General features: G+C 42.3%; 13 protein-coding genes. 10 read left to right on the top strand and 3 right to left on the bottom strand.

Annotation, left to right across the window (positions count from 1 at the left end):
• Positions 1–16: 16 nt before the first annotated feature.
• The 9 genes from NFS18_RS01050 to NFS18_RS01010 all read left to right on the top strand — a co-directional run bounded on the left by NFS18_RS01050 (position 17) and on the right by NFS18_RS01010 (position 12,928).
• Positions 17–670: a potassium channel family protein gene (locus NFS18_RS01050; protein WP_251386855.1), complete on the top strand. Its 654-nt coding sequence runs from the start codon at positions 17–19 to the stop codon at positions 668–670.
• Between the two features lie 67 nt (positions 671–737).
• On the top strand, positions 738–2,051 hold the full coding sequence (locus NFS18_RS01045; RefSeq protein WP_251386774.1) for a D-alanyl-D-alanine carboxypeptidase family protein: 1,314 nt from the start codon (positions 738–740) through the stop codon (positions 2,049–2,051).
• Between the two features lie 168 nt (positions 2,052–2,219).
• The gene (locus NFS18_RS01040; protein ID WP_251386773.1) at positions 2,220–3,275 is read left to right on the top strand and encodes a coiled-coil domain-containing protein; all 1,056 of its coding nucleotides are present in this window, start codon (positions 2,220–2,222) and stop codon (positions 3,273–3,275) included.
• Positions 3,276–3,820: 545 nt separating this feature from the next.
• The gene (gene ileS, locus NFS18_RS01035) at positions 3,821–6,982 is read left to right on the top strand and encodes an isoleucine--tRNA ligase (protein ID WP_251386772.1); all 3,162 of its coding nucleotides are present in this window, start codon (positions 3,821–3,823) and stop codon (positions 6,980–6,982) included.
• A gap of 13 nt (positions 6,983–6,995) precedes the next feature.
• Entirely contained in the window at positions 6,996–9,485 is a 2,490-nt protein-coding gene (locus tag NFS18_RS01030) for a glycogen/starch/alpha-glucan phosphorylase (RefSeq protein ID WP_277613520.1), read from the top strand.
• Positions 9,486–9,530: 45 nt separating this feature from the next.
• Positions 9,531–10,409 carry a hypothetical protein gene (locus NFS18_RS01025; protein WP_251386771.1) on the top strand — a complete coding sequence of 293 codons (879 nt, stop codon included), beginning with the start codon at positions 9,531–9,533 and terminating at the stop codon, positions 10,407–10,409.
• A gap of 144 nt (positions 10,410–10,553) precedes the next feature.
• Positions 10,554–11,528, top strand: coding sequence for a SpoIID/LytB domain-containing protein (locus NFS18_RS01020; protein WP_251386770.1), 975 nt, complete (start codon positions 10,554–10,556; stop codon positions 11,526–11,528).
• Between the two features lie 102 nt (positions 11,529–11,630).
• Complete coding sequence (locus tag NFS18_RS01015; protein WP_251386769.1) at positions 11,631–12,377, top strand: M23 family metallopeptidase; 747 nt, start codon at positions 11,631–11,633, stop codon at positions 12,375–12,377.
• Between the two features lie 284 nt (positions 12,378–12,661).
• Positions 12,662–12,928 (top strand): GIY-YIG nuclease family protein, encoded by a 267-nt coding sequence (locus NFS18_RS01010; protein WP_251386768.1) that lies wholly within the window; start codon positions 12,662–12,664, stop codon positions 12,926–12,928.
• 96 nt (positions 12,929–13,024) lie between these two features.
• On the opposite strand, the gene rbr is transcribed toward NFS18_RS01010, so the two are convergent.
• From rbr to NFS18_RS00995, 3 genes are all read right to left on the bottom strand, one after another.
• Positions 13,025–13,561, bottom strand: a complete 537-nt coding sequence (gene rbr, locus NFS18_RS01005) for a rubrerythrin (RefSeq protein WP_251386767.1) — start codon at positions 13,559–13,561, stop codon at positions 13,025–13,027.
• A 167-nt stretch (positions 13,562–13,728) separates the two neighbouring features.
• Positions 13,729–14,271, bottom strand: coding sequence for an NADH peroxidase (locus NFS18_RS01000; protein WP_251386766.1), 543 nt, complete (start codon positions 14,269–14,271; stop codon positions 13,729–13,731).
• Positions 14,272–14,307: 36 nt separating this feature from the next.
• Positions 14,308–14,703: a Fur family transcriptional regulator gene (locus NFS18_RS00995; protein ID WP_251386765.1), complete on the bottom strand. Its 396-nt coding sequence runs from the start codon at positions 14,701–14,703 to the stop codon at positions 14,308–14,310.
• A gap of 407 nt (positions 14,704–15,110) precedes the next feature.
• On the opposite strand from NFS18_RS00995, the gene NFS18_RS00990 reads away from it, so the two are divergent.
• A complete protein-coding gene (locus NFS18_RS00990; RefSeq protein WP_251386764.1) occupies positions 15,111–16,268 on the top strand; it encodes a C40 family peptidase in 1,158 nt (385 codons plus the stop codon).
• The last annotated feature ends 466 nt before the right edge of the window (positions 16,269–16,734 follow it).

Here is a 16,734-nt window from a genome sequence, read left to right as displayed (position 1 = left end):
GAGGAACAGAAAAATGATGAAATCAGTATTATTAATCGGACTTGGTAGATTTGGACGTCATATCGCGGGGAAACTGGATGAATTTCACCATGAGGTGATGGCAGTTGATGTTCAGGAAGACAGGGTGAATGCAGTGCTGCCTTATGTTACAAATGCGCAGATTGGAGACAGTACGAACAAAGAATTTTTGGAATCTCTTGGTGTGCGGAACTACGATGTGTGTATTGTTGCAATTGGCGATAACTTTCAGGCTTCTTTAGAAACAACTTCTTTGTTGAAGGAACTGGGGGCAGTGTTGGTCGTATCAAGAGCGGCAAGAGATGTACATGCAAAGTTTCTGCTGCGGAATGGAGCAGACGAGGTGGTATATCCAGAAAAACAGCTTGCGACATGGACGGCGATCCGTTACACTGCAGACCACATTCTGGATTATGTAGAATTGGACAAAAACCATGCAATTTTTGAAATTATGATACCAAAGAAATGGGTTGGAAAGACTGTAGGACAACTGGATATCCGTAACAGCCATAATATTAACATTATGGCATTTAAACACAATGGGGAAATGGATATGAATATCAAATCCGATACATTCATTCCGGTGGACGGGGATAATACCATGCTGGTTCTGGGTACAATACAGGATATTCAAAAGTGTTTTCACATATAAAATTAAAAGAACAGGTTTATGATATTTATCAAATGCCTGAAAAAGAATGATATCAGGAGAGTATGGAATGAATTTAAAAAGGGTTTTGGCGGGACTTCTGGCAGTAACAGTGTTCGCAGTCCAGCCGGTGCAGGATGTGAGGGCAGAAGATGAGAATGCACAATTAGAAGCAGAGAAGAGGGCATCTTTAGAAATTCCCGCTGATACGAACAGTCTGGAAAACTGGCCGGAAGGTCCTGCTGTGTATGCGCAGTCGGCTATTGTGATTGATATGGGGAGTGGAGCAATCCTTTATGCGAAGAAGCCGGATGAACGGCATTATCCGGCAAGCATCACAAAACTTTTGACCACATTGGTTGCGTTGGAGAATGGGACATTGGCAGACAGGGTTACATTTTCACAGGAAAGTGTGGACATATTGAACTGGGATGATGCCAGTATCGGTATGCGGCCAGGAGAAGAAATCAGTATGAATGACGCACTATATGCGGTTCTTCTTGCTTCTGCAAATGAAGTATCTTATGCGGTAGCGGAGAGCATAGGACAAAATTATTTAAACGGCGGATATGATACATTTATTGAATTGATGAATAAAAGAGCAAAAGAGCTTGGGTGTACAGGGTCTAACTGGGTCAATTCCAACGGACTTCATGATGAAAATCATTATACAACTGCCTATGACATGGCATTGATTGCCTCGGCGGTTTATCAGAGAGAAGAATTCAGGGAAATTATGAAGACGCTGGAATACCGCATTCAACCGACTAATCTGGAAAAAGAAGAGCGTGTTTTTCAACAGAATCATAAGATGCTCTGGGATGGAAACGACTATTACTATGAATATTGCACCGGAGGGAAAACCGGGTATACAGATCAGTCAATGACGACCCTTGTGACGATGGCAGATAACGGGGAAATGCAGCTTGCGGCTGTTGTACTTTATGACTATGGAGTGGATGCATATACAGATACAAGGGCTATGATGGATTATGTATTCCACAATTTTTCTAAAGTACCTGTGTGGGAACTAGATATGCCGGGTCAGGTAAAAAGTTATACAAACGAAAATGCTTATGTGGTGCTTCCAAAGGGCATGAATGCTTCGGAGATGGAATGTATAGTCACTTCTGAAGATGGAACGTATGGAAAAGCTGTTTACAAATATCAGGGGCAGACAGTGGGAAGTACAGAGGTCAAATTGAAAAAGAATATATTTGTGAAGGATATGGATACTGTAGAATCAGAAGATGGACAGAAGAACGAAGAAGAGAAAAAAAAGAAAAATCTGGTTATTGCAATCTGCCTGACGGGTGTGGGCGCTTCAATTATACTGCTTCTTATCTTTTTCAGCAGACACCGGAAAAGAAAGTATCCGGCATAGGGCGGATTCAGTAACAGTGCAGCCTTCTGGCTGAATCGTTATTATAGTGCTTATTTTTAGTCTGTTAGTTTGACAATCATGTAAAAACATAGTAAAATATATAAGCTACCCTAAAGTGAGGGAACTGTATAGGTATTCATTTCCCAAATATATCAAGGAAGAAAAGGTATGATGAAAACAAAACGAAATCAATGGTTACGAAAGATAGCAGCCGTGGTGTGCGTATTTAGTTTGTTATGTCCTGCACTGAAGGTTCGGGCAGATGACCTGGATGGTTTAGAGAACCAGTCTTTCGGTTTGCAGAGTGAGCTGGACAGCATTAATGGAGAACTTCTTAAAATCGGAGAGCAGATTGCTAAAAACGAGGTAGAATTGGAATCTGTCAATAATGATATTATCAAAACAGAGGAACAGCTTCATATTGCAAAGAATAATGAGGATGCCCATTATGATGATATGAAGATTCGTATCCAGTATATTTATGAGAATGGCGGAGAATCTCTTCTTGGCATGATTTTTTCCGCGACCAGTTTATCAGATTTTATCAATAAGGTTTATTTCGTGCAGACGATGAGCGAATATGACCGCGGAATGTTTGATGAACTAAAGAATCTTCGCTGTACGATTGAAGGTGAAGAAGAATATCTGAGGAAACAGAAAGAGTCATATCAGAATCTTGAAGAAGAGTTGAATGCAAAGAGAGAGGCATTGAATGCAAAAGCAACGGAGACTTCTGCAGATCTGTCAATGGTGCAGGCGGCAATTACAGCGATGAAGGCTGAACGTGCAGCAGGAACAGATCGGAATACTACACAGACAAATGCTCCGGCAGGCGGCAGTGGAAATAATTCAACAACGTCCGACAGTGGTTCTGATAATATGAATAACAGCAATGTTAACAATGATAATAATGACAGTGTCAGCACAGGAGGCGGGTATAATTATCCGTCAGGGGACGGGCAGTTAAATCCATGGATCGGTGTTGTGTATTTTAATGGACATCGTGAGACATATTATTCTCAGCGTGTATTGCCGGGCGGAGGATTAGATATCCCGGGACGGCATGTGGCATCTGACGGAACAATCCGGGATGCGAACGGCTACATTTGTGTGGCAAGCAGTGATTATCCTAAAGGGACGATTGTTGAAACATCTCTTGGTACCGGGATGGTATATGATACTGGGTGTGCTTCTGGGACAATTGATATTTATACAGATTGGTAAGAGAGTATTATAACGGAATAAAACATATGATGGAAAAATAGAACCCGCCCTTTCACCTACGGTGAAGGGGCGGATTCTGTAATATTGCAGCCGAAAGGCTGAACTGTTGTTACTTTGGTGATGGATATGCAGTGCTTTAGACTTGACATTTTTTGTGTTTTTCTTTATAATTACACCCGTGAAAAGAAGATTGAAAAAGCATGGACGAAGACAGTAGAGTATAACACAAAGTTTCAGCGAGCCGGAGTTGGTGAAAGTCCGGTACGAGTAAGTTATTTTTGAAGATCACTTCTGAGCTGCAGTTTCCGAACGAAGGACAGTTGTTTTGTATTCCGGTAAGACGTTTACTTATAACTGGGCTTTCATTAGGAAATGCCGGAGTTCCGCCGTTACCGGAACGCGTATGAACGGTCAGGATGCCGGAGTATGTTGTAAAAGGTGGTATAAGCAAAGAGTTGACCCTTTGTCCTGTTACAGGATGAAGGGCTTTTTTTTCAATCTTATGGAACTGTAAAATAAAATGTTTTTAGAAAGGAAGAAGGGACATGTATAAGAAAGTATCTGCGGATATGAATTTCGTAGAGCGTGAAAAGGAAGTCGAGAAGTTCTGGGCCGATAATGATATTTTCCAGAAAAGTATGAAGGAGCGGGAAGGCAAGCCTATGTATACCTTCTATGACGGTCCTCCGACTGCTAATGGAAAACCACATATCGGACATGTACTGACACGCGTTATAAAGGATATGATTCCTCGTTACCGTACAATGAAAGGGTTTGAAGTGCCGAGAAAGGCCGGATGGGATACTCATGGTCTGCCGGTAGAGCTGGAAGTGGAGAAACTCTTAGGTCTGGACGGAAAAGACCAGATTGAGGAATACGGGCTGGAACCGTTTATTGACAAATGTAAGGAAAGCGTTTGGAAATACAAAGGAATGTGGGAGGACTTCTCCAGCACCGTTGGTTTCTGGGCGGATATGGACGATCCATATGTAACTTATGACAATAATTTTATCGAATCTGAATGGTGGGCATTGAAGCAGATCTGGGATAAGGGACTTTTGTACAAAGGGTTCAAGATCGTACCTTACTGTCCGCGCTGCGGAACTCCGCTTTCTGCACAGGAAGTGGCGCAGGGATATAAGGACGTCAAAGAGCGTTCCGCAATTGCAAGATTTAAGGTCAAAGACGAGGATGCATACATTCTGGCATGGACGACCACACCGTGGACATTGCCGTCTAACCTTGCACTTTGCGTGAATCCGAATGAGGATTACGCAAAAGTAAAGGCTGCCGACGGATATGTATATTATATGGCGGCAGCGCTTCTTGACACGGTTCTTGGGAAGCTGGCGAATGAGGAAGAGGGCATAAAAGCATATGAGGTTCTGGAGACTTACAAAGGAACAGATCTGGAATACAAAGAGTATGAGCCGTTATTCCAGTGTTCCGCAGATGCGGCAGAGAAGCAGCACAAGAAAGCATTTTATGTAGTCTGCGATACCTATGTAACATTGACAGACGGTACTGGCGTAGTTCATATCGCGCCGGCATTTGGTGAAGACGATGCAAATGTAGGAAGAAAATATGACCTGCCGTTCGTTCAGCTCGTAGATGAGAAGGGAAATATGGCAGAAAGCACTCCGTTTGCAGGGCTGTTTGTGAAAAAGGCTGACCCGGAAGTGCTGAAAGATCTGGATGCAAGAAACCAGCTTTTTGATGCGCCGAAGTTCGAGCACAGCTATCCGCACTGCTGGAGATGTGATACTCCGCTGATTTACTATGCACGTGAGTCATGGTTCATCAAGATGACCGCAGTAAAAGAGGATTTGATTGCAAATAACAATACTATTAACTGGATTCCGGAAAGCATCGGAAAGGGACGTTTCGGAGACTGGCTGGAGAACGTACAGGATTGGGGAATCTCCCGTAACCGTTACTGGGGAACTCCGCTCAATATCTGGGAATGTGAATGTGGACATCAGCACTCCATCGGAAGTATTGGAGAACTGAAATCCATGTCTGATAACTGTCCGGATGATATTGAACTGCACCGTCCGTATATAGACGAAGTGACTATCCGGTGCCCGAAGTGTGGAAAGCCGATGCACCGTGTACCGGAGGTGATCGACTGCTGGTTTGACAGTGGATCCATGCCGTTCGCACAGCATCACTATCCGTTTGAAAATAAGGAACTTTTCGAGAAACAGTTCCCGGCACAGTTTATTTCCGAAGCAGTAGACCAGACACGAGGCTGGTTTTACTCTTTGCTGGCAATTTCTACGCTGCTGTTTAATAAGGCGCCGTATGAGAATGTAATCGTTCTTGGACATGTACAAGATGAGAACGGGCAGAAGATGAGTAAGTCTAAGGGAAATGCGGTTGATCCGTTTGATGCCCTGAGCACATATGGAGCAGACGCGATCCGCTGGTATTTCTATGTAAACAGTGCGCCATGGCTGCCGAACCGGTTCCATGGAAAAGCAGTGACAGAGGGACAGCGTAAGTTCATGGGAACTCTGTGGAACACATATGCATTCTTTGTATTGTATGCAAATATTGACGAGTTCGATGCAGCAAAATATACACTGGATTATGAAAAATTATCTGTTATGGATAGATGGCTTCTGTCCAAATTGAATACACTGATTAAAACAGTAGATGATAATCTGGCAAACTACCGCATCCCGGAGAGTGCAAGAGCGCTGCAGGATTTTGTAGATGATATGAGCAACTGGTATGTCAGAAGAAGCCGTGAGCGTTTCTGGGCGAAGGGAATGGAGCAGGATAAGATCAATGCATATATGACATTATATACAGCTCTTTTGAACGTCTGCAAGGTTGCGGCTCCGATGATTCCGTTTATGACGGAAGAGATTTATCAGAATCTGGTGTGCAGTATTGATAAAACTGCTCCAGAAAGTATTCACTTGTGCGATTACCCGGCGGCAGACGATGCATATATTGACTCTGAACTGGAAGCCAATATGGAAAATGTTCTCAAACTGGTTGTTATGGGCCGTGCGTGCCGCAACACTTCCAACATTAAAAACCGTCAGCCGATTGGACAGATGTTTGTAAAGGCAGGATTTGATCTGCCGGACTTCTACAAGGAAATTGTAGCCGATGAACTGAATGTAAAAAATGTGAAATTTACAGAAGATGTCCGTGATTTTACTTCTTATAGTTTTAAACCACAGTTAAAGACAGTTGGACCAAAATATGGTAAGCTATTAGGAGGGATCAAACAGGCGCTGGATGTACTGGACGGCAATAACGCAATGGATGAGTTAAATGAATCAGGAACATTGAAGCTTGACATCGGCGGTCAGGAAGTGACGCTGTTTAAAGAGGACCTGTTGATCGATACTGCGCAAGTAGAGGGATTTGTTTCAGAAAATGACAATGGAATCACAGTTGTTCTGGACACAAATCTGTCGGAGGAATTGTTAAAGGAAGGCTTTGTAAGAGAAATTATCAGCAAGATTCAGACTATGAGAAAAGAAGCAGGCTTTGAAGTTATGGATAAGATTGCTGTAACCTATGATGGAAGTGAAAAAGCAGAAGCGGTCTTTGCAGAATATGCCGGAACAATTGGAAAAGAGGTACTGGCAAATTCTGTAGAAAAGGCAGAACCAGCGGGATATGTAAAGGAATGGAAAATAAATGGAGAAGCAGTTGTTCTGGGTGTTCAAAAAGAAGAAAAATAAGGAATGTGAAGAAATGAATAATAACATTTTAAAAGAAAGACAAGAGTTTGATAAAGAAGAGTTTAAGGTTATGGTAAAGGAAAATGTAAAGACCCTTTACCGTAAAACTGTAGAGGAAGCCAGCAAACAGCAGATTTTTCAGGCAGTTTGTTATGCTGTAAAAGAGGCGATCATCGATGACTGGCTGGCAACACAGGCGGCATACAAGAAAGCCGGAGCAAAGACCGTGTACTATATGTCTATGGAGTTTTTGATGGGGCGTGCACTTGGAAATAACCTCATCAATCTGACAATGTATAACGGAGTGAAAGAAGCTTTGGATGAGCTTGGATTTGATCTCAATGTAATCGAGGATCAGGAGCCGGACGCGGCTCTTGGAAACGGTGGTCTGGGAAGACTGGCTGCATGTTTCCTTGACTCTCTGGCAACATTGAACTATCCGGCATATGGATGCGGAATCCGCTATCGTTATGGTATGTTTAAGCAGAAAATTGAAAACGGCTATCAGGTAGAGACGCCGGATAACTGGCTGAAGGACGGCAATCCGTTTGAAATCCGCAGAGATGAGTATGCCAAGGAGGTACGATTCGGTGGTACTGTGCGTTTTGAGCGTGATGCAGAAACAGGGGCGGATAAATTTGTTCAGGAAGATTTTGAGTCTGTACTGGCAATTCCGTATGATATGCCGATCGTAGGATATAACAACCATGTAGTAAATACCTTGCGTATCTGGGATGCTAAAGCGATTACAGATTTCCAGCTGGCATCTTTTGACAGAGGAGACTACCACAAAGCAGTGGAGCAGGAAAATCTTGCAAGGACAATTGTAGAGGTGCTTTATCCGAACGACAATCATTACGCGGGAAAAGAACTTCGTCTGAAACAGCAGTATTTCTTTATTTCTGCAAGTTTGCAGGAAATCATTGCGAAATACAAACGTGAGAATGAGGACATCAAGAAGCTGCATGAAAAAGTAATTATTCAGATGAACGATACCCACCCGACGGTTGCTGTTCCTGAACTGATGCATTTGCTTATCGATCAGGAGGGACTGACATGGGAAGAAGCATGGGATGTAACAACAAAAACATGCGCTTATACAAACCATACGATTATGGCAGAAGCGCTTGAGAAGTGGCCGATTGACTTGTTCTCCAGACTGCTTCCGAGAATTTACCAGATCGTGCAGGAGATTGACAGACGTTTCCTAAAAGAAGTTCGTGCAAAATATCCTGGAAATGAAGAAAAGGTTAAGAAGATGTCGATTCTCTGGGATGGTCAGGTGCGTATGGCAAATATGGCAATTATTGCCGGATTTTCTGTAAATGGTGTTGCACGCCTTCACACGGAAATTCTGAAAAAGGAACAGCTTCGTGATTTCTACGAGATGATGCCGGAGAAGTTTAACAATAAAACAAATGGTATTACCCAGAGACGCTTTCTTGCTCACGGCAATGCTCTTTTGTCAGAATGGATTACAGACCGGATCGGTGACGGATGGAAGACAGATCTTGCACAGCTTGCCAATCTGAAGCCGCTTGTAAATGATGAGCAGGCAAGAAGAGACTTTATGCAGATTAAGTATCAAAATAAGATACGTCTGGCAAAATATATCAAAGAGCATAATGGAATTGATATAGATCCACGATCTATCTTTGATGTGCAGGTGAAACGTCTCCATGAATATAAACGTCAGCTTTTGAACATTCTGCATGTTATGTATCTGTACAACCAGATTAAGGAGCATCCGGAAATGTCCTTCTATCCAAGAACATTTATTTTTGGAGCCAAGGCAGCGGCGGGATACTTGAGAGCGAAAGAGACAATCAAATTGATCAATTCGGTTGCGGATGTGGTAAATAATGACAGAAGTATTAACGGGAAGCTGAAAGTTGTATTTATCGAGGATTACCGTGTATCTAACGCAGAGATGATCTTTGCGGCAGCAGACGTCAGTGAGCAGATTTCCACGGCTTCTAAAGAGGCTTCCGGTACAGGAAACATGAAATTTATGCTCAACGGTGCACTGACATTGGGAACAATGGATGGAGCCAATGTAGAGATTGTAGAAGAGGTCGGAATCGAGAATACATTTATCTTCGGACTGAGTTCTGAGGAAGTAATCAACTATGAGAACCACGGCGGATATGATCCGATTGATATTTATTTCAATGACTGGGAACTGAAACGTGTAATCGATCAGCTGATGGATGGAACTTATGCACATGGCGACCATAATATGTATAAGAACCTTTACAACTCTCTGCTGAATACACAGTGCACAGACAGAGCGGATACGTATTTTATCCTGAAGGATTTCCGTTCTTATGCAGATGCGCAGAAGCGTGTGGAAGAGGCATACCGTGACAGTCAGAGATGGTCTAAGATGGCACTGCTTAACACTGCCTGCTGCGGTAAATTTACATCTGACCGTACCATAGAGGAGTACGTGAAAGATATCTGGAAATTAGAAAAAGTAACAGTGACACCAGAAACATTTTAAAAGTGGATTCCGCAGCAGATGAACTACTGCATGGAGGAGATTACAATGGATTTCTATGATTATGATTATATGTATGATTATGGATCATCGATGGATTCAATGGCAGTTACGATACTGATGGTTTATTTCGGTATTTTCCTGATATGGGGACTGCTTTCACTGGTGAGTTATATTATCAAAGCGATTGGAATATGTACTATTGCCAAACGTGAAGGGGCAGAATATCCGTGGCTTGCATTTGTACCGTTTGCAAGAACATATTTACAGGGTGAATTGGGCGGAGAGATTGTTTTTAAAAAGAAATCAATCCGCAATCCAGGAATATGGCTTCTGGTACTGCCGTTTGTAGAGGGCGCAGCTGTTTTTGTATTGTATCTTGTGATATTCGGGGCGATCGGCTTCAGCGCATTCAGCTATACGGTGTCCGGCTATTATGGTCCGGGAATGAGCGCCGGAACGGTTGGGCTGATGATTTTTTTGATGATTGTATTTGTGATTGTGCTGGTTGTGTTCAATGCGGCTCTACAGGTACTTCGTATATTGGTAAATCATCAGATACTGGGCAAATTTACTTCTCCAAATATGTCTATCGTACATGCGATTTTGATGGGGATTATTCCGTTGTATGAGGCAATATGCTTTTTGGTTATGAGCAGAAAACCTTATAATCCGGGTATGGGGCCGGTACAGGTAAAGCCTTTTATGCAGATGCCGCCGGAAGATCCGAATTTGTATATGGGCGGGACATCACCGGTTATGCCGGAAGCTCCTGTACAGACACAGAATGATGAGAATCAAGTGCCGGAGGAGCCTGTGAACCAGGAAAGCGGATTTGTTCCTCAGAGAGGGCTGATGAGTACTGTTCAGCCGGAAGTACCGGAAACTGAAGTACCGGAGACTGAAAAAGCGGAAGACGATGTGTAACAGTTCAGCCTTCTGGCTGCACTGTTGCGACGATGCTCCGAACAGACAGCCAGGTACTGCAAAGTGAAGAAACAGAGATAGATTATTACGAATAAAAGAGGAGTGTCCTTCATATCTTAAATCAGATATGGAGGACATTTTTTTATGAAAAAATATACGCGTTTAAAATCGATGGGATCATTTCTTATGATCTTGATTCTGCTGCCATATATTTTTACAGTATTTTTCCATGGGGTGGACAGGGAAAATAGGATATCGGATACGGTGTATGTAAAAGTGGAAACAGTTCAGGCGGGGACAGAAGGAAAAGAGAAAACACTCACAGAGGTGCCCCTAAAAGAATATTTTTTTGGTGTATTGGCATTGGAAACACCAGAAAACAGTGAGCCCGAGTTGTTGAAAGCACAGGCGGTGCTTACCCGGACAAAGCTCTGGCAGCAGAAGGATGGCGGCGGAGACGTGGTGTTTACAGAGAGGTATTTGAGTGCAGAGGAGCTGAGAAAATACTGGGGAAAAGAAAAATATGAAAAACAGTACCAACAATTGGATAAAGCAGTGCGGGAGACGGAGAATCAAGTGTTGTTTTATGGGGAAACTTATGCATGGACGCCTTTTCATAAGTCAAGCAATGGGATGACGAGAAATGCACAGGAGGTATTTGGAACCGAGGAATATCCTTATCTTACTGCGAGGGAATGTCCGCTGGACAAAGAGGCGGAGGAAGAAATTCAGGTAGTCTCTTTTCCATACAGAGAGGTACAGGAGAAGTGCCGGTCCTTTCTTGTGGCGGTGACGGAGGATGAGGCAAAAATGACGTACAGATTTGAAGATTTTGAAATTGTATCTGTAGATACGGCAGGATACGTAAAAGAATTTCGGATTGGTAAAACCATTTGCAGTGGAGATGAGTTCCGGGATGCGATGTCATTGGCTTCCAGTGCATTTTCCATACAGGACAAGGACGACTGTTTACAGATTACAACGGAGGGAGTAGGGCATGGTCTGGGAATGAGCCAATGGACAGCGCAGGCAATGGCGAAGGAGGGAAAAGGATATGAGGAGATACTTCAGTATTTTTTTGAAGGGACAGAATTAAAAACGATGGAAGATGCTTTATGACAGTCTTATAGCGGACAGTACTGTCACAAAAATAAAATATATTTACACGGAGTGGAATAAGGCATCACATTTCTGGCAAAAATAAGGTCAGAGGTGATGAATATGAATAATAATGAAAAGCAGTCTTTCCTGAAAGGAAAGGGAGCATCAGTCGCTCTGGTCATCGGCTTTGTAGCTGTAATTGCACTTGTCGGAACATTTACATTTCGTAATTATCAGAACAAATTAGAAAAGCAGATGGCACAGGCGGAAAAAGAGACAGAAGATATGACAAAAGTAAAGACAGAGGAAACAACGACAGATGATATCATTCTGCCTGAACCAAAAAGTGATACCGATACGTCAGACGCAAAAGAAGATGTGAAAGCCGCAGAAGATGAATCAGCAGCAGACAGCACAGAAGAGACAGCAGGAAACACTTATAATGTGTGGTTTGATGAGAATAGTACATTGGACTGGCCGGCAAGCGGCGCGGTGCTGATTGATTATAGTATGGACAAGACGGTATTCTTTCCGACACTGGAGCAGTATAAGTACAATCCGGCTTTGATAGTGGGCGGCGAAATCGGTGAAATGATCGGGGCAGCACAAGAGGGAATTGTGTCTTCTATTGAGCAGGATGCTCAGACTGGTTTAAGTGTGACTGTAGATATGGGAAATGGCTACAGTGCTGTATATGGACAGTTAAAGGAAGTCCCGGTGGAAATTGGTATGTATGTCAATAAGGGACAGACATTAGGGCATTTGAGTGAGCCTACTAAGTACTATTCTGTGGAGGGTCCTAATCTGTATTTTGAGCTTTTAAAAGACGGTGTTCCGATCAATCCTCTGGATTATATGGAAGGCTAAGTGAAGGGATGCGGCGAGAAAGTGCCGCGTCCTTTTTTGACGCAGATAAGGATAGGTTGGTAACAATTCAGCATAGGAGTTTGCGCTTGCTGCAAACTCCGTAAAAATGCGTGATGGGAAATAGACTGTATAAAAGTTCCATTGATTACTTGACAGTAGCTTTGGCGGCAGTTATCATAAGAACCAGATTAATCTGGCGGAAGGGACAGGAAAGTCCATCAATACGATAAAAAGAATTATGGAATCTTTGCAATCGTGGAAAGAAGTAGAGACATAAGATGACTATGAACTCAAAAACAGTGAAAACCAACTATGTTTATATTGTAAAATGTAATGACGGCACGCTCTATACTGGCTGGACAAATAATCTGGAAAAGCGGATAAAAGACCATAATGACGGTAAGGGAGCAAAATATACAAAGTCCCGCCGCCCAGTCGTGCTGGAATACTATGAAAAATTTGAGACAAAGGAAGAAGCGATGAGCCGGGAATATGCGATTAAGAAACTGAACCGGAAACAGAAGGAAGTTTTAATCGGGAGGACAATATAGGAATTTATGAGAAAAAATGGACGGTTCCGGGTGCGGAAACCGTCCATTTTGCATAACTTGTAATTTTTACTTTGATGCAGATAAAATAAAGATAGATTAATAGTTCTCTACTTTTCTTTCAAAATGAGCCCGCGGGTGTGCACATACAGGACACATTTCAGGAGCTTCCTCTCCCTGATGAATGTATCCGCAGTTGTTACATTTCCAACCGAGCGGAGCGTCGCCTTTAAATGTCTTTTCTGCCTTGTAGCTTTCCAGAAGCTTGTTGTAGCGTGCTTCATGAGCTGCTTCAACTGCCGCTACACCACGGAACTTTTCAGCCAGTTCGGTAAAACCTTCTGCTTCTGCTTCCTCAGCCATTTTTTTATACATGTCTGTCCATTCAAAGTTTTCACCCGCTGCTGCGTCAACAAGATTTTCCTCTACGGAACCGATTCCATGGAATTCCTTGAACCACATTTTTGCGTGTTCCTTCTCCTGATTGGCAGTCTCTTCAAAGATATTTGCCATCTGGACAAATCCTGCTTTCTTTGCTGCAGAAGCATAGTAAGTATATTTGTTGCGTGCCTGAGATTCTCCGGCAAATGCATTCATTAAGTTCTGTTCTGTTTTGGTTCCTGCGTATTTTGACATATGATAATCCTCCTCTGTAAATATGGTATATATAATGTGGTGTCTCCGTGCGGAGCGCTTTAAGCTATATTTTTTGTAGATTGTTATTGAATAAAAAGGGGTGTCGGCTAATATGCCAACACCTCTTTCAATTACTGATATTACTGATAACTTTATCAGGTGTAGATTTAACCAAAGTATCTGTTAAGCAGACCCTCGAATGCCTTTCCGTGTCTAGCCTCGTCACGAGCCATCTCATGTACTGTATCGTGGATAGCATCAAGGTTAGCAGCTTTAGCACGCTTAGCAAGATCAAATTTACCAGCAGTAGCGCCGTTCTCAGCGTCAACTCTCATCTCAAGGTTCTTCTTTGTGCTGTCTGTAACAACTTCACCGAGAAGCTCTGCAAATTTAGCAGCATGCTCAGCTTCTTCCCAGGCAGCCTTCTCCCAGTACAGACCGATCTCCGGATATCCTTCTCTGTGAGCAACTCTTGCCATAGCCAGGTACATACCAACTTCTGAGCACTCTCCTTCAAAGTTTGCTCTCAGATCAGCAAGAATGTCTTCGCTGACACCCTGTGCAACACCTACAACGTGCTCTGCAGCCCATTCTCTTTCGCCGGACTGCTCTTTGAACTTGTCAGCTCCAACATGGCACTGCGGGCATTCTGCCGGTGCTGCGTCTCCTTCGTGAACATATCCACATACTGTACATACAAATTTTTTCATAATTTTTGTTCTCCTTTTCTTTTTAAAATAATATAATTATGACTTTTTAATGCAGTCACTGCATTGACCAAAAAATATGGTGTTACTGGACTCGATGATACCATCGAAATTCTCGCCTGCCGCAAGATTGATCTTCTCAATCTTGGACATGTCAAGGTCAAGATCCAGTATTCGTCTGCACTTAGTGCAGTAAAAATGGTTGTGTGGCTGAACGCATCCATCAAACCTGTCACCGCCGCCGGGAGCAGTAATCTTTACAGCCTCCCCTAATTCGGTCAGCAGCTTCAGATTCCTATATACCGTTCCCAGACTGATGTTCGGAAATTCGTCCCGCACATGCATATATACTGTATCGGCAGTTGGATGTTCTTTCGTTGTTGCCAGAAACTGTTTAATGGATTCGCGTTGCCGACTATACTTCAAGTTGGCCACATAAATCCTCCTTCCAAACCTAAAACAATAATAGTAATGATTACTATAATTGGATTATATACGAGGATTTGTAAAATGTCAATAGAAAGTTGAAAATATTTACTGCGATATTTATTAAATAGATTTTAGAAAAATCATATTTAATAAGAAGGGACAGAAAAATGGTATTTGTTTTATGTATAAATTCTATAAAAATATTACAAAATAGTTAACAAATCGACTCTATAAAAAAATATTTCAATAGAATTATGTTGGTTATTGCCATTTATTGAAATACGAAAAAACGTTAAAAAGGTTGACATAGTTAGTTTTGATTGATATAATCTCGTTGTAACAAAATTTAATAATTATGTAACATTTAAAACTTCCTACAAAAGATAAAGTCAGAAATAAAAAGGAGGTTTTATATGAAGAACACACGTAAGAAGCAGCAATTGATCGTATCTGCTCTGGTGGGGGCGATCATGATTCCGGGGTGTGCATTGACAGCAGAGGCGGCGGAAGAACAGAAGGAAAACACGTCGACACTGCCGATTGCAGGAATCGAATCGGTACTGGAAGAGTGCTATAAAACGAATGTCAAAGAAAATATCAATTTATATATGGTACCGACAAAAGAGGGAGAGTATTTGAACAGGGCATTTTCTAATGTAAGTGAGGGAGATTTTGCTTACATTAGAAATGCACCGGATAATGAAAGCGACTGGGTTGGAAAATTGTACTGTGATTCGACTGTGACTGTGCTTGATTATGCGGGAGAATGGACTAAGATTCAGTCAGGAAGTGTAGAAGGCTATGTGCCGGGAAATGTGTTGCATACAGGAGAAGAAGCAAAACAGCGGGCACAGGATTATGAGAAAGAAGAAGCAACTGTAGAAGCATATGTGTTGAATGTGCGCGCCGGTCAGGGAACTGATGCAGAGATTCTGACACAGATAGAACTGGATGAGAAGTATGAAGTTACCGGGGAGGCTGTGGGAAACTGGTATCCTGTAAAGGTTGGCGAAATTGATGGATGGGTCAGCGGTAATTATATAAATATCGAGACAACATGGACATATGCCGAGTCTAAGGAAGAAGAAGAACAGCGCATTGCGCAGGAAGAAGCAGACAAGGCTCTGGCAGAGGCTCTGGCAGCCGATACGTCAAAAGGAATCCGTCCAGACAGTAGTGATATGCAGACGGACGCATGGGAGACTATGGGATATCCGGACGGCGGAACTTCTGCAGGACAGGCTGTTATCAATTTTGCCTGTCAGTTTATCGGAAACCCTTATGTCTGGGGAGGAACCAGCCTGACACAGGGAGCGGACTGTTCTGGTTTTGTTCAGTCAGTATATGCGAACTTTGGAATTAGTCTGCCGAGAACAACTTATGATATGGTAAATATCGGATATGAGGTCAGCTATGATCAGGCAGTACCGGGAGATATTGTTCTATATGATGGCCATGTTGGATTGTATATGGGTGACGGAAATATCGTAAATGCAATGAATGAGGTAGATGGAATTGGAATTTGCACCGCAACGTATGCACCGATTTTAACTATACGGCGAGTATTGTAAAAAAAGAGAAGATTTTGGACATCATCGCAATTTGATGATGTCTTTCTTTTAACTGAAAAGAATAGAGTTTACAGATAATTTCTATATGTTTTATTAGAAATATATGTTCGGAGTGGTCATGTGGTACAACAACATAATATACAAATTGCACAAAAAAAATCCGTTTTGTAAAAAAATGTCGAATTGTAAAAATAGGAAGTTATCAACTTATCCCCATCAAAAACCTCAAAAAACGTGGAAAACTGTAGAATATAAAGAAGTTATCCACATTTTCCACACAAAAAGGTGTGAAATTGGTGGAATACTCGGGGTTAAAAAAGAACAAATGTTTTTGGCGGAAGTGATGAAATTAGAATTTTGTCGAAAAAAGGTCTAAAAAATATTGACTTTTAAGTAGTCAAAAATTGAAGTATAATATATAAACAATTCAGACGATTTGAACAGTATCGGGGCTGGAATCCGGTCT

The organism is Mediterraneibacter agrestimuris (assembly GCF_943193195.1).
Classification (GTDB): domain Bacteria; phylum Bacillota; class Clostridia; order Lachnospirales; family Lachnospiraceae; genus Schaedlerella; species Schaedlerella agrestimuris.
This window is presented reverse-complemented; position numbering and strand designations above follow the sequence as displayed.